The 19,184-nt window shown below is 65.4% G+C and carries 15 protein-coding genes; 6 read left to right on the top strand and 9 right to left on the bottom strand.

The window, feature by feature from the left end; translation table 11 throughout:
* Window positions 1-28 precede the first annotated feature (28 nt).
* Window positions 29-697 carry a TerC family protein gene (locus tag DT069_RS09640; RefSeq protein ID WP_119460072.1) on the bottom strand — a complete coding sequence of 223 codons (669 nt, stop codon included), beginning with the start codon at window positions 695-697 and terminating at the stop codon, window positions 29-31.
* A 413-nt stretch (window positions 698-1,110) separates the two neighbouring features.
* Here DT069_RS09640 and DT069_RS09635 point away from each other — a divergent pair, with 413 nt between their 5' ends.
* The 6 genes from DT069_RS09635 to DT069_RS09610 all read left to right on the top strand — a co-directional run bounded on the left by DT069_RS09635 (window position 1,111) and on the right by DT069_RS09610 (window position 8,688).
* Window positions 1,111-2,289, top strand: coding sequence for an extracellular solute-binding protein (locus DT069_RS09635; protein WP_425450129.1), 1,179 nt, complete (start codon window positions 1,111-1,113; stop codon window positions 2,287-2,289).
* 89 nt (window positions 2,290-2,378) lie between these two features.
* Window positions 2,379-3,467, top strand: a complete 1,089-nt coding sequence (locus DT069_RS09630) for an ABC transporter ATP-binding protein (RefSeq protein ID WP_119460071.1) — start codon at window positions 2,379-2,381, stop codon at window positions 3,465-3,467.
* A gap of 8 nt (window positions 3,468-3,475) precedes the next feature.
* Window positions 3,476-4,375 (top strand): ABC transporter permease, encoded by a 900-nt coding sequence (locus DT069_RS09625; protein ID WP_425450128.1) that lies wholly within the window; start codon window positions 3,476-3,478, stop codon window positions 4,373-4,375.
* Window positions 4,372-5,253 carry an ABC transporter permease gene (locus tag DT069_RS09620; RefSeq protein ID WP_119460070.1) on the top strand — a complete coding sequence of 294 codons (882 nt, stop codon included), beginning with the start codon at window positions 4,372-4,374 and terminating at the stop codon, window positions 5,251-5,253. Before DT069_RS09625 ends, DT069_RS09620 begins: the two co-directional genes overlap by 4 nt.
* A 103-nt stretch (window positions 5,254-5,356) precedes the next feature.
* The gene (locus tag DT069_RS09615) at window positions 5,357-5,752 is read left to right on the top strand and encodes a cupin domain-containing protein (protein WP_119460069.1); all 396 of its coding nucleotides are present in this window, start codon (window positions 5,357-5,359) and stop codon (window positions 5,750-5,752) included.
* A gap of 74 nt (window positions 5,753-5,826) precedes the next feature.
* Window positions 5,827-8,688 carry a cation-translocating P-type ATPase gene (locus tag DT069_RS09610; protein WP_119460068.1) on the top strand — a complete coding sequence of 954 codons (2,862 nt, stop codon included), beginning with the start codon at window positions 5,827-5,829 and terminating at the stop codon, window positions 8,686-8,688.
* Between the two features lie 9 nt (window positions 8,689-8,697).
* Here DT069_RS09610 and DT069_RS09605 read toward each other — a convergent pair whose 3' ends face one another.
* From DT069_RS09605 to DT069_RS09570, 8 genes are all read right to left on the bottom strand, one after another.
* Entirely contained in the window at window positions 8,698-9,534 is an 837-nt protein-coding gene (locus DT069_RS09605; RefSeq protein ID WP_119460067.1) for an endonuclease/exonuclease/phosphatase family protein, read from the bottom strand.
* 226 nt (window positions 9,535-9,760) lie between these two features.
* Window positions 9,761-10,789 carry an alpha/beta hydrolase gene (locus DT069_RS09600; protein ID WP_162913092.1) on the bottom strand — a complete coding sequence of 343 codons (1,029 nt, stop codon included), beginning with the start codon at window positions 10,787-10,789 and terminating at the stop codon, window positions 9,761-9,763.
* Window positions 10,790-10,940: 151 nt separating this feature from the next.
* A complete protein-coding gene (locus tag DT069_RS09595; RefSeq protein ID WP_119460065.1) occupies window positions 10,941-13,316 on the bottom strand; it encodes a glucose/quinate/shikimate family membrane-bound PQQ-dependent dehydrogenase in 2,376 nt (791 codons plus the stop codon).
* A 120-nt stretch (window positions 13,317-13,436) separates the two neighbouring features.
* Window positions 13,437-13,925, bottom strand: a complete 489-nt coding sequence (locus DT069_RS09590) for a hypothetical protein (RefSeq protein ID WP_162913091.1) — start codon at window positions 13,923-13,925, stop codon at window positions 13,437-13,439.
* A 159-nt stretch (window positions 13,926-14,084) separates the two neighbouring features.
* Entirely contained in the window at window positions 14,085-14,300 is a 216-nt protein-coding gene (locus tag DT069_RS09585) for a hypothetical protein (RefSeq protein WP_162913090.1), read from the bottom strand.
* A 51-nt stretch (window positions 14,301-14,351) separates the two neighbouring features.
* The gene (locus tag DT069_RS09580; RefSeq protein WP_162913089.1) at window positions 14,352-15,701 is read right to left on the bottom strand and encodes a reverse transcriptase domain-containing protein; all 1,350 of its coding nucleotides are present in this window, start codon (window positions 15,699-15,701) and stop codon (window positions 14,352-14,354) included.
* Between the two features lie 1,157 nt (window positions 15,702-16,858).
* Window positions 16,859-18,361 carry a protein adenylyltransferase SelO gene (locus DT069_RS09575; protein WP_119460061.1) on the bottom strand — a complete coding sequence of 501 codons (1,503 nt, stop codon included), beginning with the start codon at window positions 18,359-18,361 and terminating at the stop codon, window positions 16,859-16,861.
* 190 nt (window positions 18,362-18,551) lie between these two features.
* Window positions 18,552-19,181, bottom strand: coding sequence for an HAD hydrolase-like protein (locus DT069_RS09570; RefSeq protein ID WP_119460060.1), 630 nt, complete (start codon window positions 19,179-19,181; stop codon window positions 18,552-18,554).
* Between the last annotated feature and the right edge of the window lie 3 nt (window positions 19,182-19,184).

Raw genomic sequence — 19,184 nt, 5'->3', positions numbered from 1 at the left:
CGCGCCATCCCCGCGATCGAGCTAAACGTCAGGCGCCGGCCAAGGCCATGGCGTGGGGCCAGACCTCCAGCGTGCCGCGGTAAATCATCTCGAGCGCGACATAGAGGATGACCGCGAGGCCGACATAGGCGATCCAGCGATGGCGCTGTAGAAGGCGGGCAATGAACGAGGCGGCAATGCCCATGAGCGCGATCGACAGGCCGAGACCGAAGACAAGGACCCATGGATGCTCGCGCGCCGCGCCCGCAACGGCGAGCACATTGTCGAGCGACATCGACACATCGGCGATGATGATCTGCCATGCGGCTTGGGCGAGGGTCTTGCGAGGCGCTGCACCGCCCGCGATCGAGCCGTCTGCGTTGAGATCTTTGTTGGCGAGCGCTTCCTCGGCCTGCTGCTCCTCATGCGCGCTTTCCCTCAGTTCGCGCCACATCTTCCAGCAGACCCACAGAAGCAGAATGCCGCCGGCCAGCAGTAGTCCGACGATCTGAAGAAGCTGGGTCGTGGCGGCGGCGAAGCCGATGCGCAGCACAGTGGCCGCGATAATCCCGAGCAGGATCGCTTTGGCTCGCTGTTCCTTGGGCAAGCCCGCGGCGGCAAGGCCGATGACGATCGCGTTGTCCCCGGCGAGCACCAGGTCGATCATGATGACCTGGAGAAACGCCGATATCATATCCGGATTCAGAAATTCACCCATACGTCGCATTCCTCTTCGGCGAGATGGGGAAGCGACTTGGGTCGATCCATCGTCCCTCGCGCGGACGAGTGTCGGCGAGGTTTTCCGAAACAGCGACTCCCACGCCGCGACCGGAACCGGTCGATGCGCCTATTCAGAGAATCGCAATTCCGCGACGGAAGGCACGAACAGGCCGCTCCCTGGCATCCAGTCCGACATCACAGCTCGTCGAGCTGCCAGAGGGGCCCGGCCTGGTGCCCTCGATGTAGCATATGATCCGGAAAACTCAAGACGCGATTCGACGGGCTCCGTAGGGTGGCCTGGGGGTGGCCTGTCTCCCGCATGAAAACAACATCATTGCATCACGCATCCGTAATGGATGCTCGCTACCGTCGCGCCCCATTAGGAATTCATTAAGTCCTCGGAGGGAAGTCGTGACCAGCACATCGAAGGAGCGGCGTTCGAGCGCCGCCACGCAACGCGCCGCTCGGCACTTCACCCGGCGCACCATTCTCAAGGGAGCGGCGGCGGCCGGCACGGTCGCCGGCATCGGCCCCTGGATCGTCAGGGATGCCTTCTCGTCCTCCGGCGAGCTCAAGCTGTTCAGCTGGGGCGACTACATCTATCCCGACATGGTGGCCGATTTCGAGAAGAAGACGGGGATCAAGCTGACGGTCGCCACCTATGGCACCAACAACGAGGTGTTCAACGCGATGCGCGCCTCCGAGGGCAGCGGCTACGACGTAATCAACCCGTCGGTCACGTGGACGCCGCAATATGTCGAGTACGAGCTGCTTCAGCCGATCGACGAGAACAAGGTGAACGTCGACGGCGTCATCCCGTCGATCTGGGCCTCCTCGAAGAGCCTCGGCGGTGTGCAGAACGGCAAGCGCTACAACCTGCCGTTCAACTGGGGCACCGAATCGATTGCCTTCGACAGCGAGGCCCTGCCCCTTCAATATGGCGAGGCCTCCTACGGCACGCTCTGGGAGGAGGCGATGCGCGGCAAGGTGACGGTCCGTGCCAGCTCCTACATGACCGGCCTCGGTCTCTATCTCGACGCGACCGGCCAGGTGCCGTCGAACCGGATGCTCGACACCTACAAGGACGAGGAGTCGCTCCGCCGCGTCTATGACGAGATCCTGAAGTTCGCCGTCGAGAAGAAGGGCTGGGTCAATCAGTTCTGGACGAACGCGCAGGAGACCGAGGCGGCCTTCCTGCAGAACGGCTGCGTCATCGGCGAGATCTGGGACGGCCCCGGTATGCGCATGATGACCGACAGCAACGGCAGATATCGCTACATCGCCGCCAAGGAAGGGGCGATCACCTGGCTCGACGGCATAGCCATCCCGAAGAATGCCGAGAATGTCGAGCAGGCCTATGCCTATATCAACTGGTACTACACGCCGGAGGCCGCGGCGCTGCATGTGGTCAATTCGGGCTACAACAGCTGCGCGGCCGGCGCCGACAAGCATGCCGGCGAGGTCTATGCGAAGAACTTCGCCGCGGCCTACCCCGGGGACGCCATCGACAATCTGTGGTGGTGGCCGCCGGAGGATCTCCTGCTCTCCAACATCCGCAACGAGTACAAGGACCGCCTGCTTGCGGCCTGACGCGCGTGGCAGAAACCGATCCGGGCGAGCCGGTTCCGCCACTGCCGCGGAACCGGCTCTCTCGGGTTTGGCGCCAGGGGAGAAACGGAATGAGCAACGATGTTAAGCTTGACCGCGTAACCATGCGGTTCGGGTCGTTCACGGCGGTGCGGGATGCGAGCCTGACGATCGGATCGGGTGAGTTCTTCAGCTTTCTCGGACCGTCGGGCTGCGGCAAGACGACGCTGCTCCGGCTGATCTCGGGCTTCATCGAGCCGTCGGAGGGCCGTGTCCTCATCGGCGGCCAGGAGATGGCGGGCATCGGTCCGAACAAGCGGCCGACCGCGCTCATCTTCCAGAACTTGGCGCTGTTTCCGCTGATGACGGTGGCCGAGAACATCGCGTTCGGCCTGGAGGTCCGCGGCGTTGCGAAGGCGGTGCGCCGCCGCCGCGCGCTTGAGCTGCTCGATCTGATCGCGCTGCCCGATGCCGCCGACAAGAAGGTCATGGAGCTCTCCGGCGGCCAGCGCCAGCGCGTGGCGATCGCGCGCGCCCTGGCGGTCGAGCCCAAGGTGATGCTTCTGGACGAGCCCTTGAGTGCGCTCGACCTCAAGCTGCGCCAGCATATGCGGGGCGAGCTGCGCGCGATTCAGCGGCGGACGGGCGTGACCTTCGTCTATATCACGCATGACCAGGGCGAGGCCCTGACCATGTCGGACCGCGTCGCGGTCATGTCGCAGGGCCGTATCGAGCAGATCGCGACGGCCGCCGAGATCTATGACGCGCCGCAGACGCCGTTCGTCGCGTCCTTCGTCGGCGAGAACAATCCGTTCCATGGCCGCGTCAGCGCCGTCGCCGAAGGCTTCGCGGTCCTCGACACGCCGCTCGGCCCCGTCCGCGGGCGGGCGGGCGGATCGCTCGCGGCGGGTGATCGCGCCGTCCTCTTCGCGCGGCCCGAGCGCCTGCGCCTCGTCAACGGCCAAGCGGTCGAGAATGCGATCGAAAGCGCCGTGCTGCAGGCCAGCTTCGAGGGCAGCTTCGTGAACCTGATCCTGCGGGGGGCGGGGCAGCGGGACATCGTCCTGCAGGTCACCAATGACGGTTCGCAGGACTTGCCGCAACCAGGCGATCCAGCGCGCGTTGCCTTTCGTCCGGACCATGCGATCGTGCTGCCGGACGCGGCGTCGGCGGCCCCTTGATGCGCCTCATGATGCCGGCCGCAGTCGCCGAGTTCGTGCGCCGCTACGGCGTCGTCATGTCCGCCTCCATCGTCCTGACCTGCGCCGTCTGGGTGCTGGTGATCGTCGTCCTGCCGCAGATCCTGATGGTCGACTACTCCTTCCGGCCGAGTCTTCCGCCCAGCCGGCAGGGCGGGCCCGAGGACGTCTACACCCTCAAGAACTATGTCACCCTGTTCTCGAACCCGATCAATCTGGCGATCTTTTTCAAGACGATCTGGTCGAGTGCGCTCGTGACCGCCGTCGCGCTCGCCGTCTGCTATCCGATCGCCTATTACCTGGCGCAGGTCGCGTCCGGCCGGCGCGCGGCGCTTCTGGTGCTGGGCCTCATCGTGCCCTATTGGGTGAACGAGATCCTGCGGGCCTTCGCCTGGTTCCTGATGATGGCCCGCAACGGCCTCTTCAACACGGTGCTTACCGAAGCGGGGCTGATCGCCGAGCCGATCACCTTCCTCGGCACCATTCCCGCCGTGCTCGTGGGCATGGTCTACGCCTATGTGCTCTTCATGGTCTTCCCGATCTACAGCAGTCTCGAATCGCTCGACCGCAACCAGGTCGAGGCGGCGCGCGATCTCGGTGCCGGTTGGTGGCGCATCCACTGGCGGATTGCGATCCCCCACGCCAAGCCCGGCATCGCCGTCGGCTGCATCATGACCTTCATGCTCGCGGCCGGCAGCTATGCGGTGCCGGCGATCCTCGGCGGCCCGCAGTCGCGCTGGTTCACCGAGGTCATCTATGCGCAGTTCTTTGAAGGGCTGAACTGGAATCAGGGCGCGGCCTACGCTTTCATCCTGCTCGTCCTCTGCATCCTCTTTATCCTAGCGATGATGCGGCTGTTCCGCGTCGGATTGACGGAGATCGCCCGATGACCTCCTCCGCCGTGATCCGCATCTTCGTCGGGCTTTATCTGACCGTCTTCTTTGCCTATCTCTTCCTGCCGCTGTTCTTCATGGTCGGCGCGGCCTTCAACGACAGCCGTTTCCCCTCGGTCCTGCCCTGGCAGGGCGGCACGCTGAAATGGTTCGGCGAGCTGTTCGCCGATCCGATGCTGGGCGAGTCGCTGGTCAACAGCCTGATCATCGGCCTGGGTGTCGTCGCGCTGTCGGTGCCGATCGGCCTTGCCGCCGCGCTTCTCCTCACGCGCTTCCAGTCACGCGCCCGCACGCTCCTCTATGGCGTGATGGTCTCGCCGGTCCTGACGCCAGGTGTGATTCTCGGCATCTCGACCCTGGTCTTCTGGCGACGCTTCGACGTGGCGGGCGGTATCCTGCTGACGGTGCTCGCCCAGACCAGCTTCATCGCCTCCTATTGCATGCTGATGTTCATGGCCCGGCTGCAGCGGTTCGATCCTGCACTGGAGGAGGCGGCGCTCGACCTCGGCGCGTCGCATCTGCAGGCCTTCCGGCGGATCGTGATCCCGTTTCTGATGCCGGCGATTCTCTCGGCCGCCTTCATCGCTTTCCTGCAGTCTTTCGAGAACTACAACACCACGCTCTTCGTCTATGGTAGCGACCGCCCGCTGACGGTCTATCTCGCCAGCAAGGTGCGCATCGGCCTGACCCCGGCGGTGAACGCTCTGGCGGTGATCTTTATCCTCCTCACCGTCGCCGGCGCCATCGCCTATGAGCTGCTGCGCCGCCGCGAGCGCGCCCGCAGCGCACTCGCAAGGGCCCACGCTCGCCTCGCCACGGCAGGAGACGACCGAGGGTCGCCGACCCCGGCTGCCGCCGAACCCGCACGCGCTTGAAGCCCTGCATCCGCCCGGCGCGACGGCCGGGAACCCCAGCTTTGCCCCGGCGTTCTACTGAGACTGCCAATGCGCTCCGCTCAACCGTCAGAAAGAGGACCCCATGAAGGGTTACGTCGACGATATCGAGAAGGCCACGAAGCGCAACGACGACTTTCGCCGCGTCCTCTATACCGGAAAGAATCTACAGCTGGTGCTGATGACCTTGCAGCCGGGCGAGGAGATCGGCGAGGAGACGCACGAGGATCGCGACCAGTTCTTCCGCGTCGAGGACGGGAACGGCGAGGTCCTGATCAACGGCACCCGCCACCGGATCGAGGATGACTTCGCCGTCATCGTGCCGGCCGGCGCGCGGCACAACGTGATCAACACCGGCGCCGAGCCCTTGAAGCTCTATACCCTCTACGGCCCGCCCGAGCACCGGGATGCGGTCGTGCATCGGACCAAGACCGAAGCCGAGGCCGAGCACGAGCACTTCGACGGGAAGACGACGGAGTAATCCGGGAGCCCGCCGCGTGCTCCGCCGTCGAAGCGTGCAGACTCCGGCAGAGCCAAGCAGGCCCGCAGAGCAGGATGGGCAGAGCGACCTCTTCGCCAACTCCGATGACTCCATACCGGCAGTCCGTTGACGATGTATTGGCCGAACTCGGCATCAATGCGCAGCGCGGCCTGAGTCAGGACGAGGCGCGATCGCGGCTCGAACGATATGGCAGGAACGGGTTGGTCGCGGAAAAGCCCGTACCCGCCTGGAAGAAGTTCCTCGGCCAGTTCACGGATGTGCTCGTCATCCTGCTGCTTGTCGCGGCGGCGGTTTCCGCGGGGCTGTGGCTCTATGAGCGCGGCTCCGCCTTGCCTTACGAGGCGATGGCGATCTTCGCCATCGTGCTGCTCAACGCCCTGATCGGCTATCTTCAGCAGGCTCGGGCGGAGCAGGCGGTGGCGGCGCTGCGGCAGATGTCGGCGGCGCAGGCCCGCGTCGTTCGGGACGGTGTCCAACAGAGCGTGCAGGCGGCCGAACTCGTCCCCGGGGACATCATCCTCGTCGAGGAAGGCGATACCGTTCCCGCCGACGCGCGAGTGATTCAGTCCTCCGCACTGCAAACGGCAGAAGCGGCGCTCACGGGCGAGAGCCTGCCGGTGGCGAAGGACATCGCCGCGATTCCGGAGGAGAAGGGGCTGGGCGACCAGCACAACATGATCTTCAGCGGCACGGCGGCGACCTATGGGCGCGGGCGCGCGGTGGTCACGGCGACGGGCATGCACACCCAGATGGGGCGCATCGCCGGCATGCTGAAGGAAGCGCCGGATGAGACCACGCCGCTGCAAAAGGAACTCGATCGGGTCGGCAAGCTGCTCGGGATCATCGTCGTCGTCATTGCCGCCGTGATGATCGCGACGATCCTTCTGGTCGAGGATGTGCGCGGCTTCTCCGCGATCTTCGACGTGCTCATCCTGGGCGTGGCGCTCGCAGTGGCGGCGGTGCCGGAAGGGCTGCCGGCGGTGGTGACGGCGGTGCTCGCCCTCGGCGTGCAGCGCATGGCGAAGCGGAACGCGATCATCCGCCACCTCGCGGCGGTCGAGACGCTGGGCTCGGCGGACGTCATCGCCTCCGACAAGACCGGCACGCTGACCAGGAACGAGATGACGGTGCGTCGGGTCGTCACCGCAAGCGGCCGCGTGGACTTGAGCGGCACGGGCTACGCACCCGAAGGCGATGTGCGGCGGGCCGGGGGGCGGAACGGGCGCGGAGCGATCGATGGCCCGCTCCGGGTCGAGTTCGCGCGCGCTCTCTCCGCCGCCGATCGCGCCAACAACGCCGTGCTGCAGGAGCAGGACGGGCGCTGGACGGTGCAGGGCGATCCGACCGAGGGCGCGCTGATCGTCGCGGCGCGCAAGGCGGGGTTGGAGGATGAAGCGCTCGCCGCCCGCTTCGCCCGGATCGCGGAGGTGCCCTTCTCGTCCGAGCGCAAGCTGATGAGCACGATCCACAGCGACGCCGAGAAGGAGAAGCGGCTGGTCGCCTTCACCAAGGGTGCGCCGGACGTCCTGCTCGCGCGCTGTTCGCAGGAACTGGTGGGCGAGGAGGCGAGGACTTTGACGGCGGAGCGCCGCGAGGAGATTCTGGCGAACAACGAAGACCTTGCCGGCGAGGGGCTCCGCACGCTCGGAGCCGCCTTCCGCCTGCTGCCGAAGGATGCGCCCGGGGACGAGGCGCCCGGGGGCAAGGCCTTCGACGAGCGCGTCGAGCAGGACCTCGTCTTCCTCGGCCTGATCGGAATGATCGATCCGCCGCGCGACGAGGCGAGGAATGCGGTCGCCCGCGCGAAGGGCGCCGGCATTCGCCCGATGATGATCACGGGCGACCATCCCAAGACGGCCTCGGTCATCGCCGCCGAACTCGGCATTGCGGGCGAAGGCCGCGCCGTCACGGGCACGGAGCTGGAGAACATGCCGGAGGACGCGCTCGACCGGACGGTTCGGGACCTGTCGGTCTATGCGCGCGTCAATCCGGAGCACAAGCTGCGGATCGTGAAGGCATTGCAGCGCGAGGGAATGACGGTCGCGATGACGGGCGACGGCGTCAACGACGCGCCCGCCCTGAAGGCCGCCGATATCGGCGTGGCGATGGGCATTGCCGGAACGGACGTTTCGAAGCAGGCCGCCGACATGGTGCTGGCAGACGACAATTTCGCGTCGATCGTCGCGGCGGTGGAGGAGGGGCGGGCGATCTTCTCGAACATCAGGAGGTTCCTGCGCTACCTGCTCTCGTCGAACATTGGCGAGGTGATGACGATGTTCTTCGGCGTGCTGCTGGCGGAGGTGATCGGGCTGACGGCCGAGGGCAATGGCGGCCTCGTTCTGCCGCTGCTGGCGACGCAGATCCTCTGGATCAATCTGGTCACCGACGGCGCGCCCGCTCTGGCGCTCGGCGTCGACCCGGCGGATACGGAAACGATGGGGCGGCCGCCGCGCCCGCGCGGCGAAGGGGTGATCACGCGCCGCATGTGGGCCGGCATCGTCTTCGTCGGCCTGGTGATGGCGGTTGGAACGCTCATCATATTCGATGCGTCGCTTCCCGGCGGCCTGATCGAAGGCTCCGGCAGCCTGGCCTACGCGCAGACCATGGCGTTCACGACGCTGGTGCTGTTTCAGCTCTTCAACGTCTTCAACGCACGCTCGGACGACCGAAGCGCGTTCGGCGGGCTCTTCCGGAACCGGTGGCTCTGGGCGGCTATCGCCCTGTCGCTCCTCCTGCAGGCCGCGGTGATCTACCTGCCGTTCCTGCGCGAAGCGTTCTCGACCGTGAGCCTGAGCGTCGCCGACTGGCTAACTTGCGCGGCGGTTGCGAGCTCGGTGCTGTGGCTGCGCGAATTGAGCAAGGTCGTTATTCGTATGACGGGCCAGGGTGGTCGCCGGCCCCCTTCGGTCGCCTGATGCCGATGTTCAGGCGGCTATCTTCCCATCCTGGGACGGGACCTGCGACGCGGCGCCGTCAAGATCGATCCAGGCCTTGATCGGCAGATGATCCGAAGCGATCCGCGCCAGCGGGGTGTCATGCACTTCGATGGCGGAAACTAGGTTGTGAGGATTCCCGAGAATGCGGTCGAGCGCAAACAGGGGGAACCGCGACGGAAAGCTCGGCAAGCCGGCGGTCAACGGCCCGAAGGCCGGATTGAGGCTCTGCAAGGAGGAGCGGCTTCCGAGCCGCCATTCATTGAGGTCTCCCAGCAGCAGCGTCGGCATCGCGCCGTCTGCCTCGACGGCCGCGAGGATCGCTTCGGCCTGCTGCGCGCGTGACCGGCGCAGCAATCCCAGATGTGCCGCGACGATGCGCAATGGGCCGGCGTCCAGGTCCAGATCGACCACGAGCGCCCCGCGCGGCTCGACGCCCGGCAGCCTGATCTGATGCACGTCGCGAACGGTTCCGTCCCGGAAAAGCAGGAGGTTGCCGTGCCATCCGTGGCCGTTCGATCGGCCGGTCACCGGGACGGGAAGAAGGCCGCAGTCGCGCTCCAGTCGGGCGAGGTCGAGAAGCCCGGCCCGGTCTCCGAACCGCCGGTCCGCTTCCTGCAAGGCGATGATATCGGCGTCGATCTCGCCGATGACCGTCGCGATGCGCTCGGGATCGAACCGCTTGTCCAGGCCGACGCATTTATGGACGTTGTAGGAGGCGATCGCCGTGCCCGCCGGCTCCCACTCGCCGCTGCCCGATATGTAGGTTTTCCCCTGCTGCAAAGCAGAAAAAAGGCTTGATCGCCGGGATGTTCTCGGTCGTCCCATGATTCTTCTCAGCACCGCGTCTTTCGCCCTCGCTTCTCACATATCAAGGCGCCGGCCCCGGCTCAGGACAAAGATGCCTGCGTCATGGGGCAGGTCGGCACATCGCCGAAACGGATTGGATTGCATCCCCCGCGTCGCGTCAACGGTGACATGAACATAGGCCCGCGCGCGGCTTTTGTCATGGGACGAAACGGGGTCGGGGATCCGGCCCGCCCGCAAGGTGACGTCACCGCGTCCGGACGAACCCGTCGAAGAAGCCGATCGCGGCGCGCATCATCTCCGGAAAGAGCGGGTTTCGGTCGGCGACGATCTCGCGCCCCTCCACGCAGGGCGGAACCTTCGCGTCCTGGTCCAGGGGAACATCCTCGGCCAGGACGACGCTGGCATGCGACACAACCGGCGTCGACAGAAGCAGCAGCGCCGTGTTGCCGCTGGTGTGTCCGAGCACCCGCAGCACGCCGTCGACGCGGGTCGCGTCGTCATGCGTCGAATGCACGGCGAAGACCGGCTGCGTCAGGGGCTGCCCGGCCGCGCCATAGGACCTGTTCACGCTCTCGATGAGGTCGGCAAGCTCGTCCGCCCCCACGAGCGGGACCAGCGGATAGCGGTACGGGTTTCGCCCGATGCCCGGAAACCGATCGCAGCCGAGCTTTCGGAGCGTGTTCCAATCGACGAACTCGGCGACCATGTGGGCGGCGGTCCCGAACCGGCCGGCGATCTCCCCCTTGTGCCGCAGCTCGAGCGCCGCGGAGAACAGGAAGAGCCCGCCCGTGATCTCCGCCGGGCTGCGCAATGCCTTGTCGACGGACAGCGCGCCACCCGTGGACAGCCCGCCAATCGAGACGCGGCCGCCGAGCAGCCGCGCGACCGCGACCGCCATGTCGACCTCGGCCCGCCATCCCTCGAACAGGTCCGGCTTTCGCATCGCCGCGCCGGGCGCCTTCAGCCCGTGGCCGGGCAGCAGCGGCAGGACGACATTGGCACCCGCGCGATGGAACGCGCGGGCGACCGCGAGCATGTAGAAGGGCGAGTCGGAGAGGCCGTGGACGAGGACGATCGCATCTTCGGTCGGCCGCCCATGATGCAGGAGGCGCGGCTCGTTCCCGAGCTTCAGCGCGCCCGACTTCAGCAGGCCGGCATAATGCCGCTGGAACTGCGCCAGCCCCTCACCGAAGGCCTCCGCGCTGGGCAGTTCGGCGGCGGCCGGCCGAACGCAGAGCAGAGCGAGCAGCAGCAGGGGAAAGGGGAGCCGCACACTGCACCTCCGGCAACCGATGGTCTTATCGCAACGCCTGGTTCCCAAGCGTTGGAACCATCACACCAAGAGTCCGCCCCCGCCACGCGGGAATATGCTATCATAGTTCGGCCGCGGCCGTCGGCTCGTGCGTCATACCTCTTTGGATGCTCTAACCCTCCGGCAGGGCGTAGGCGATGATGGCGTCCCCCGCCTTGGTGCCGAGCGAGCCGTGGCCGCCGGCGACCACCAGCAGATACTGCCGTCCGTCCGCCCCGGCATAGCTCATCGGCGTCGCCTGGCCGCCGGCCGGCAGGCGGTCCTCCCAGAGCTGCTCTCCGGTCGTGACGTCATAGGCGCGGACGTAATAGTCCAGCGTTCCGCTCATGAAGGCGACGCCGCCCGCCGTCATCATCGGCCCGCCGAGGTCCGGCACGCCCATCTCGAACGGCAGCGGCAGCGGCGCGCGATCGCGCACCGTCCCGTTCTTGTGCATCCAGGCCGTCTGGCCCGTGCGCAGGTCGGCGCCCGCCACATAGCCCCAGGGCGGCGCGGTGCAGGGCAGGCCGAGCGGCGAGGTGAAGGCAACGAGCTCGACGGCGAAGGGAGAGCCGAAATTCTCGTTGAGCGCGGGAGTGGAGCCCTCGGAGACGAGAGTCGCGTCCGGGTCCTCGCGCGGGATGAGCCTTGAGACGAAGGGGAGATAGGCCGGCGTGGCGAAGACGACCTGCCGCTCCGGGTCGACGGCGACGCCGCCCCAGTTGAACACGCCGAAATTGCCGGGATGGACCAGGGTGCCCTGCGTCGAGGGGGGCGTGTACCGCCCTTCGTAGCGCAGCCGGTGGAAGGCGATGCGGCAATAGAGCTGGTCGAACGGGGTCGCGCCCCACATGTCGCGGCCCTCCAGCATGGGCGGGTCGTAGGACAGGGCCGACACCGGCTGGGTCGGCGCCGTGAAATCGCCCTCGGCCGCCCCCTGGGGCACCGGCTGCTCCTCGACCGGCAGGACCGGCTCGCCGGTGCGGCGGTCGAGGACATAGATCTCGCCCTGCTTCGTCGGCTGGACGAGGGCCGGCACGGTCTCTCCGCCGATCTCGAGATCGACCAAGCTCGGCTGCGACGGCACGTCATAGTCCCAGAGGTCGTGATGCACCGTCTGGAAGACCCAGCGCACCTGGCCGGTCGCGAGGTCCAGCGCCACGACCGAGGACGAGAAGCGCTCGACCGCCGGGTCGCGATTGCCGCCCCACTGGTCCGGCGGCTGATTGCCGAGCGGCACATAGACGAGGCCGAGCGCCTCGTCGACGCTCATGATCGACCAGCTGTTGGGGGAGTTCTCGGTATAGGTCTCCCCCTCGGCGATCGGCTCCGTCGCTTGCGGGTTGCCCGAATCCCAGTTCCAGACGAGCTCGCCCGTGTTGACGTCATAGGCGCGGATCACGCCGGACGGCTCGGTGGTGGAGACGTTGTCGTTGACCGCTCCGCCGATGATGATGAGGTCCTGCGTCACGACCGGCGGCGAGGTCGAGTAGTAGAAGCCCGCCTGCACATGCGGCATGTTCTCCCACAGATTCACCTGGCCGTTCTCGCCGAACTCCGGGCAGATTTCTCCGGTTTCGGCGTCGAGCGCGATCAGCCGCGCGTCGGGCGTCGGCAGGAAGATCCGCCGCGCGCATTCCGTATCCCCCGCGGCGTCATCTACCGCGCCCTCCGCCGCGTGATAGGAAACTCCGCGGCAGGTCAGGTGCTGAAGCGCCAGCGGCCCCTGGACCTCGGGATCGAAGCGCCAGCGCTCCTCGCCCGTCTCCGCATCCAGCGCGATCGCGAAAGCGTGCGGCGTGCACAGATAGACCGTGTCGTCGATCTTGAGCGGCGTCACCTCATAGGTGGTTTCCAACGGGTCGTTCGGCCCGCGGATGTCGCCCGTGTGATAGGTCCAGGCGACCTCGAGCTGGTCGACATTCTCCGGCGTGATCTGGTCGAGCGGCGACCAGCGGTCGCCATAGCCGCTGCGGCCATAGGCATGCCATTCGCCCGCCGGAACGCCGTTATAATTCTCGGGGACGTCGGCGCGCGGCCCGGGAAGCGCGCCGTCAATGTCGTGCGGTTCGGCGAACCAGGAGCCGACGGCGACAACGCCCGCGATGAGGAGCGAGGCCGCGAGCGGCAGGCCGGCGCCGCGCCAGGCCGCGGGCGCCCGGCCCTCCGGCCCGCGAACGAGGCCGCGGGTGATCCAGGGCATCAGCAGGTAAAGCCCGATCAGGAAGATCACGTCGCCGCGCGGCGCGAGCTGCCACCAGTCGAGCCCGACCTCCCAGACCGCCCAGCCGAGCGTGCCGAGAACCACGATCGCATAGACCCAGAGTGCCGCCGGCCGGCGGACGATCAGCAGCAGGCCCGTCAGAACGAGCCCGAGACCGGCGAGCAGATAATACCAGGAGCCGCCCAGATCGATGAGCCAGACACCACCGGCGCCGAGCGCGATCCCGAGAAGCACAATGACGATGCCCGAAATCCAGAGCACGGGACGCAGGCGGCCGCTGTTCATGGAGCTCCCCTCGCGAAGGACTAAGCAGACACCTCGTCAACGTTTTGGGGGCGCAATGGTTGCAGCTATCGACGCAGTGTGCTTGCGTCGCCGTCAATTCCCGGGAGGTCATCTCGCCGGTCAGGCCCAGGAGCCATGCTTGGCGAGCCAAGCCTTCTGGTCGTCCAGCGCGGCGCGGTACGCTCCCAGCAAGTCCGGCTCGACGGCGCCATCGGGAAGCCGGCGGAGGAAATCATCCTCGAGCCAGATATCCGGCAGATTCGCGCGCAACGGAATTTCCAGGATGGCCCGGAGAGACTCCGCGAGCAGATCGTACCGCTGCATCGTCACCGCGATGCGGCAGCGGGCGTTGAGGCAGTAGCGCAGCCAGCGTCGGCGCCGGCGAGCCTTTTCCACCGCCGTATCGATGGCTTCGAGAGCGGATGTTAGCGCAGGTGCATTGGGCGACTTTCCGAGACTGTGGTGCCACGACGCCAAGCCGCACCAACTCAACGGATTGTCCGGCTCCAGATCGATGTGTTCGTGGATGACGGCCAGCGCTTCGTCCTCCCGGCCGTCCATGAGCAAGAGAACCTCGAGATCCTGAAGCAGGCGCGCACGAACGGCCACCTTTGTTTCGCTCTCCACTCGAGCTCGGACGATAGAGGCGGCGTCTCCATAGTTTCGCGATCGCGTGAGCGGCCGGATGGATTGCTCCCAAAAGGCCTTTATCGCGTTCGCTTCGTCATTCGTCAGTTCGTCGTAGGTCATGCAGCATCTTGCAAGATGTCATGGCGCTTCACAACCGGAGATTGTAATGAATCGCGATGTCTTTCTCACCCCATTCATCGGGTTCCCCGGGGTCCGGTTGGCCGCGTCAGGCCGCGGGGTGATCCAGGGCATCAGCAGGTAAAGGCCGATCAGGACGATCACGTCGCCGCGCGGCGCGAGCTGCCACCAGTCGAGCCCGACCTCCCACACCGCCCAGCCGAGCGAGCCGAGCACCACGACCGCATATTGGGAATAGCTGCCGCCTATTCCGGCGCCGTCGCGTACTCAGGTAGAGAGACTCGCAGCAGGAAGCATGTGTTCACCAGTGTCTGCCAATAAATGTATGCCCATCACCCGCCGGTGGGTGATCGCATCACCCGCCGGAATTAGTTTTTCCGCTTCTTTGCGGAGGCATAGAATTCGTTTGTCGACCTCTGCATCCAGATGCTCAAATACATGCTTTGCTGTCGTATATTTAAAAGATTGAGACCAGCCCCATACTGTCTTGTGTAAGAGTACCATCGACTGATGGTAGCGACGCAGATGAGACGAGGCGTTACCCTTTGCAGCGGCTCTCATCTCGTGCTTGCCGTCCTTCACCACGGCATCCAGCTTTTCAAGTAACTTGCGCCGAGCTGCGCGACAAGGCTGACAAGACATACCTGAGACTCGATAGCCTAAAACATCTGTCCCGCTATAGATATTTCCAGCATCGACTTTGCCGGCTTTACGAGCCTCTGTATCGCTTAGATCATAGACGTTCATTTCCATACTGTTCAGCATTTTTCCAGCTGACTTAAATGCTGCCAGAACTTTAGCTTCCGAAGGGCCAAGTAAAATAAAGTCGTCTATGTAACGGATGCAGTGAATGTCTCGGCAATTCATCCTCTCATCAAACTTTCGCAGCGAAATATTTCCGGCCAAAGCGGAAAGCGCTGAGCCTTGCGCGACGCCTATCTCAGGATCGGGGAACAGCGTGAATAACTTCCGCTCCTCCAATTCTTCCTCGTTCTCAAGATTCGTGGCGAGCGCCCGTTCAAACAAATCGGCGAATTTCTTATCGTTCACCGCATCGCGGATGAAGGCGTTGACGTCTCCTTTTGGAATGCGGGTGAAGAAACCTTTTATGTCTGAACGAACGAACCAGTGATTGCCGTTCTGTATAGCTTTACGGATAAGGGCAAGACCATGCGGAACGCCGCGCTTTGGGATGCCACCGATGCTTGTCGGTGTTGCCATAATATCACGGACTGCTTGGACTCCTGCCCAGCGATGCCGGATTGCTTGTACACCCGCCCAGCTATGATAGGGGCTGTCCGTCTCCTCTCCATATCCTTGAAGCACCTCAAGAATTGCGCGCCTGACAACCCGGTTGCAAATTGGAGATATGACTAGTGGGCGGACGTCGGTTTTGCCATTTCCCTTGGGTAGGGTGATACCCTTTTCGCCTGTAAAGACAAAGGTTTCCAGCCTAAGTTGCTTGCTGAGCTTCTGGAGATTATTGAACCAGTCCACCTCAAACTGACGGGTGTCATGCACAGTTTTCTTGCTAGTAGAACTGAGGCCGCTGGCTCTGACTCTGGCCCAAGCACGATGTAAAACGGCTTTCGTGCGCAGTCGCTTGTAGAGATCCACGGAGCCCCCCTTGTCCGTGTCTGGGGGCCCTATCGGTAAACCCGCCCCCGGCAGAAGCTCGGTTTTCGATCCTCAGGGCTCCGAAGGCGCTCAACGCAACCAGCGGGTGCGACCCGATCCGCCGAAGCAGCCGCTCCGCGGTCCACGCCCCCGGCACAACCGACGCTCCATGCGAGCCCGGCAACCAGAAGCGGGTAGATCAGGACCGCGGCGGCAAGCCGGGCGGCCCAACGCGCCAGTGAGTTGGCACGTTTTTGCATGAATGGGTCATCTGGCGACTCCTGCTCTTGTGCTGTTCAGTCCTAGCCTTTTTGGGCTAGTCGTCAACAAACGCCAGCGCCCCTCCACGCCTACCGAAAGAGAAATGTTGTCGACCGTCCGATAAGACCCAGTAATGGTAAGGGTTCCGGTGACTTGCACTTCCGCCGGGCGCGAAGGTCGATCCTCAGGGCTCCGAAGGCGCTCAACGCAACCAGCGGGTGCGACCCGATCCGCCGAAGCAGCCGCTCCGCGGTCCACGCCCCCGGCACAACCGACGCTCCATGCGAGCCCGGCAACCAGAAGCGGGTAGATCAACTGCGCAAGTATAGAGCTTGTGAAAATTAGCTACAATACTAGTTTTTCGCCAAAATGGTTAATTTTATATATGTGCAACAACCGAATTGGGGTCGTGTATAGGCGGAACATGCACCGGAGGTCGCGCTTATTAGTTAATTTTTAAGAAAATGTCGCTTTTCCCAGACGTTGCTCGGTGCATTAACTGCTGCTTGATCGCTGCGAGGGAATTGTCGCGCATTCCCTCGGCTTGGCGGACATGACCATAGCCTGTGCTGCGTCACACCCTGTCGCCATAGCCGCCGCTGCTCAGCCAGCCGATGTACCTTCGGTCGCGGAAGATCGTCTCGTGGCCGATCAGCACAATGTCCGGGTGCCGTCGGGTTCTTACGTCTTGCTGTTTTGGAGTGACCTGCCGCCCTGAGAATTTTGATACGCGACGATGAAGCTGCGCTACGCACGACTGACGCTCATCAACGATACAGCGCCGCAAGTAGGGGAGAGGACGTTGGGGCAGTCGCTCGACGTCGCCGGGGTGAATCGCTGCGCGTGCACCTCTTGAGGACCACGGCTCCCGTTGCGCAGCTTGGAACGTAGTTAGATCACGTCCCGCAAAACGTCCGAAGGACGCGCTCGTGCGGCTCGGGCGGGTCGGCGTAGGGCGCGAAGGCGGGCTGGTCCTCGTAGGGCTTGGAGAGAACCGTCAGAAGCTCCTCGAACGGGCCGAAATCGTCCCGCTCCACGGCGGCCTCGATGACCGCCTCCACCCGGTGATTGCGCGGAATGAAGGCCGGGTTGACGGCCCGCATCGCGGCCTGCCGCGCCGCGCCGTCCTGCGGCTCGTCGGCGAGCCGCTGCCGCCAGCGGGCGGCCCAGGCGTCATAGGCCGTCGGGTCGGCGAACAAGCGCCGGACCGCCTCGTCGCCGGCGGGGCCCGCCGCCGCGTCGCTCAGGCGCCGAAAGGTGAGCGTGAAGTCGGCTTGGTTCTCGGCCATCGCCTTCAGAAGGTCCTGCTCCAGCGCAATGTCCCCGTCGCGCTCCGTGGCCAGGCCGAGCTTGCGTCTCATGCCGGCGTGATAGGCCGCGTCGATCCGCGTCGCGAAGCCGCTGAGCGCCTCCTGCGCCTCGGCGATGGCCCGGCTGTCATCCTCGTCGAGGAGCGGCAGAAGGGTCTCTGCCAGCCGCGTCAGGTTCCACTGGGCGATCCGCGGCTGGTTGGCGTAGGCGTAGCGGCCGGCATGGTCGATCGAGCTGAAGACCGTCGCGGGGTCGTAGGTATCCATGAAGGCGCACGGGCCGTAGTCGATGGTTTCGCCCGCGATCGACATGTTGTCGGTGTTCATGACGCCGTGGATGAAGCCGACGAGCAGCCATTGCGCGACAAGCTCGGCCTGGCGCGCGCCCACCGCGTCCAGGAGCGCGCGATAGGGCCGCTCCGACTCGGCCGCCTGCGGATAGTGCCGGGCGATCACATGGTCGGCGAGAAGGCGCACCCCCTCGGTGTCGCCGCGTGCCGCGAAGAACTCGAAGGTGCCGACCCGGACGTGGCTCGACGCGACGCGGGTGAGGACCGCCCCGGGGAGAAACCTCTCCCGCACGACGGTTTCCCCGGTCGTCACCGCGGCGAGCGCGCGCGTCGTCGGAATGCCGAGCTTTGCCATGGCCTCGCTCACGACATATTCGCGCAGGACCGGACCCACCGCCGCGCGCCCGTCGCCCCGGCGCGAGAACGGTGTCGGACCCGAGCCCTTGAGCTGGATGTCGCGGCGGACGCCCTCGCGGTCGATGACCTCTCCGAGGAGGACGGCGCGGCCGTCCCCGAGCTGCGGCACGAACTGCCCGAACTGGTGCCCGGCATAGGCCATCGCGATGGGCTCGGCCTCGTCCGGAACGCGTTTGCCCGCGAGGATCTCGACCCCTTGCGGGCTGGCGAGCCAGTCGGGATCGAGGCGAAGCGCCAAGGCGAGGTCCCGGTTCAGCCGCACGAGCCTGGGCGCGTCCACGGGCGTCGGCGCGACGCGCGCGAAGAAGCGATCGGGCAGACGGGCGTAGCTGTTGTCGAACGGGAACTGAACCGGGGATTGACCAGGGGATTGAAGCGTCATGGGCCGTTCTGTCTCTGGAAAGCTGCAGGGCGTGCCGCCTGCCACAGATCGTTTCCGATCGCCGCGAAAACAAGGGCCCGGCGACCCCGCGGCGCTCAACATATCGCAAAAGCGACATAAGCCATGTCGCTTTCCCCTTTGCATGGGGTTATTTTCGCGTTCCGGCGATTCGTCCCCCGCTCCGAAGGCGTCAGGCGATAAGCGCCGGGGCGATCTCGTCCATATGCTCGAACAGGAAGGTCGGCTGGTGCCTGCGCAGAAGCTCGGGCGTCGCGTATCCCCAGCTCACCGCGGCGGCTGCGAGACCGGCATCCCTGGCCGCTTCGATGTCGCGCGTCTCATCGCCGATGCAGATCGTCTCCGCGCCTGGGACGCCGCTGCGCCTGAGCACTTGGCGGAACTTGGCCGCCTTGCCGAAGATCGCGGCGCCGCACGCGAAATGAGGGACGAGCGCGGCGTTCTCGGCGCCCAGCACCTGTCGAACGTTCGCCTCGGAATTCGAGCTGACCACGGCGACGCTTACCCCGTGAGCCTGCAGCGTCCGCAGGAGGTCCGCCGTGCCAGGGAAAAGAGGGATCTTCGATGCGTCGCGGCCGGCCAGCATCCGCATGTGACGCGCGATGAGCGGAATCTTCCACGCGGGCACGCCGAGATAGCGGACGATGGCGCGGCTGTCGCGACCGCGCAGCATTGCGAACTCGGCGTCGCTGAGTTGGCGGAAGCGGAAGCGCTCCGCCACTTGGTTCAGGACGCCTCGCGTCCACGCGGCGCTGTCGGCGAGCGTGCCGTCGAAATCGAAGATGGCCAGCCGGTACACCACGGT

Source organism: Virgifigura deserti (assembly GCA_003576685.1).
Classification (GTDB): Bacteria; Pseudomonadota; Alphaproteobacteria; order Dongiales; family Dongiaceae; genus Virgifigura; species Virgifigura deserti.
The sequence above is the reverse complement of the archived record's forward strand: the minus strand, read 5'-3'. Positions and strand labels throughout refer to the sequence as shown.

Bases quoted from the DNA above. Each gene is read 5' to 3' on its own strand.
- DT069_RS09640 (WP_119460072.1), bottom strand. From the start codon at position 697: ATGGGTGAATTTCTGAATCCGGATATGATATCGGCGTTTCTCCAGGTC.
- DT069_RS09630 (WP_119460071.1), top strand. From the start codon at position 2,379: ATGAGCAACGATGTTAAGCTTGACCGCGTAACCATGCGGTTCGGGTCG.
- DT069_RS09625 (WP_425450128.1), top strand. From the start codon at position 3,476: ATGATGCCGGCCGCAGTCGCCGAGTTCGTGCGCCGCTACGGCGTCGTC.
- DT069_RS09620 (WP_119460070.1), top strand. From the start codon at position 4,372: ATGACCTCCTCCGCCGTGATCCGCATCTTCGTCGGGCTTTATCTGACC.
- DT069_RS09615 (WP_119460069.1), top strand. From the start codon at position 5,357: ATGAAGGGTTACGTCGACGATATCGAGAAGGCCACGAAGCGCAACGAC.
- DT069_RS09610 (WP_119460068.1), top strand. From the start codon at position 5,827: ATGGGCAGAGCGACCTCTTCGCCAACTCCGATGACTCCATACCGGCAG.
- DT069_RS09605 (WP_119460067.1), bottom strand. From the start codon at position 9,534: ATGGGACGACCGAGAACATCCCGGCGATCAAGCCTTTTTTCTGCTTTG.
- DT069_RS09595 (WP_119460065.1), bottom strand. From the start codon at position 13,316: ATGAACAGCGGCCGCCTGCGTCCCGTGCTCTGGATTTCGGGCATCGTC.
- DT069_RS09575 (WP_119460061.1), bottom strand. From the start codon at position 18,361: ATGACGCTTCAATCCCCTGGTCAATCCCCGGTTCAGTTCCCGTTCGAC.